A 2,062-nucleotide genomic window follows, 5' to 3' on the forward strand; every position below is an offset into this window, starting at 1 on the left:
CGCATACGTGTTAATGCTTCAGGCTGGTAACGGCAGAGGCTGAATACCCGCGTTTGGCCCACCACCATACGTAGTGAAACTAAACGTTCTTCCGGGTTTGATGCTTTGGCGTTTATCACCCTTAAAATCAGTACGAAATTGCCCTGCTCATCCATAAACGAACGTGGCCGCGTATTCTCATTTAATACAGCCTGACAACTGCTTTCCGACAGCCCACTGTGCTTAATCAACCAAGCAGCTGCGATAGGATCATCCCAGTTCATTTCAAGCCAAAGCGGTTCGTCAACCTGAAGACTATGCAGTAATGTTTGATAGCTTTCGGTCGATGCCCCCCGTTCGCCGGGTCGTACAACCAACACCCCATTAGACGTATTGTTGAATTCAGATCTCATCGTAAGTTCATCTACTTGTATCACTGACACAAGGGGCGGTGTTATGAGACACCACCCCTTGTGTACCGAGGTAAATCAGCTGTCAGTTAAAGTCATCATAGTCATCGTATATCTCTCTCCGTAACCGACGCTTTTCAAGACGATCCTCTATATCCCTCCGACGAACACGAGGTTTCCGTCCCCGAACGTATTCGTCGTCGATATTTTCATCCCAAAAATTGTCGTTGGACCCTGTATCACTGCGCTTCTCTCGTACATGTGTACGACGTGCATCACTCTGCTCAGTATCGTCCTCTGACCAGTCATCATCGGACAGGAACTGCGAAATATTTACTTTGCTCATCTCTATAATCTCATCGATATTTCAGCGATAAGGAAAAAGCTGGAAACGACAGACGGGGCTGCCATTCCCAGAACATTTCTCAGGCAATTGCCTTTAGGGCATTGTCTGAGACGCCAACCATACCAACCGGAGCTGTTGGTCGTATGGATGCAACTAAGTAATCCAGGATATCTGAGACAGGCTCAGGCTGATTCAGATACTCCGGCACAAACACCGGCTTTTTGATGATGTCACGGGCAATTAACTCATCCAGCAACGGCATGTAGGCAAAACCTGTTTTCCCCACATACAGACTGCTGATGTCTGTGGTCTTATGCAGCTTCAATGCTTCACTCACACCCCGCAGATAGAGGTAATCTTTAGTAAAGCCACCGCTACGATGTACCCGCACGGTCAGTTTGAAAGCGTCATTGGCATCCATCTTCATCTCTTCCAACAAATAGCTGTAGGTATGTCGAAAATCGCCGTATGCAAGCATCTCCTTCACTGCTAGAACTCTCAGCGCCAACCCCTGCAACCGCTGCAGGCAGATATTGCCACTCAGATATTCGTTCAGGATCGCTAATCCCTCCTGCGTCATCGTATTCCCAGGCAAACCAAGCGAGAAAACCTTTAGCGGTTGCATCGCCGCATTCAGCGTAGTCGCCATATGCACACCCAACTCGTGATGGGTCAGGGCTGCCATCTCGGTCTCTGTAAAACGCGCATCCCGGTTTACATACAGTGTTCGCTTACTGTTGGAGACCATTGCTGATGCCACCAATTTATTGGAAAGCTCAACCTTACAGCCCATACCCCATTCCGCTGCGCGCTGTCGAAAAAATTCGGTCGCTTGCTCAGCATCTACTTGTTGTTGTGATTCCGGACCATGAGACGCAGCGTGCAAAAGAAAATGTGCATTCGCTTCATCTTCCAGACTGGGTTCGCCGTAATATTTCAACGAGCTGTACACAAACTGAGGACTACCGGCATTCACCAATAGGTCAATCTTGCTAGACAGCCCATCAATGACCTGGCAGTACATCTGCTGAATACCCGGATCACGTATCTTATCGACCGACAAACGGTACAAGCGCTCACGAAACGCATAGGGATCAATCGCCAGCGGCTTATAACGAAACTCTGGTTGATGATTGCCCTTGCGCGAGAAAAACCGCTTTTTCTCTTGCTGTATGTTGACAGGGTTAATGTAATTCAGCGTTTCCATTCCCCGTGCCAACCGGTAAAGCTCACGATCAACATCCCGAATGGCTGGGTCTAGTTGAGACGACAACATATCCAATCGCCGAGTCCTCGACTTACGAGTGTGACGGCGAGAAAAGAATGC

The 2,062-nt window shown here is 48.6% G+C and carries 3 protein-coding genes; all 3 read right to left on the reverse strand.

Annotated features, from left to right (window positions below; all coding sequences use genetic code 11):
* On the reverse strand, window positions 1-392 hold a 392-nt coding region (locus ABYW01_RS20265), incomplete at its 3' end, for a CorA family divalent cation transporter (RefSeq protein ID WP_372836273.1).
* An 82-nt stretch (window positions 393-474) separates the two neighbouring features.
* Entirely contained in the window at window positions 475-735 is a 261-nt protein-coding gene (locus ABYW01_RS20270) for a hypothetical protein (RefSeq protein WP_372836275.1), read from the reverse strand.
* A gap of 79 nt (window positions 736-814) precedes the next feature.
* Window positions 815-2,062 (reverse strand): flavohemoglobin expression-modulating QEGLA motif protein (locus tag ABYW01_RS20275; RefSeq protein WP_372836277.1); only part of this gene is annotated, 1,248 nt, incomplete at its 5' end.

This window comes from Pontibacterium sp. (assembly GCF_041587635.1).
In the GTDB taxonomy this organism is placed as follows: Bacteria; Pseudomonadota; Gammaproteobacteria; order Pseudomonadales; family Balneatricaceae; genus Pontibacterium.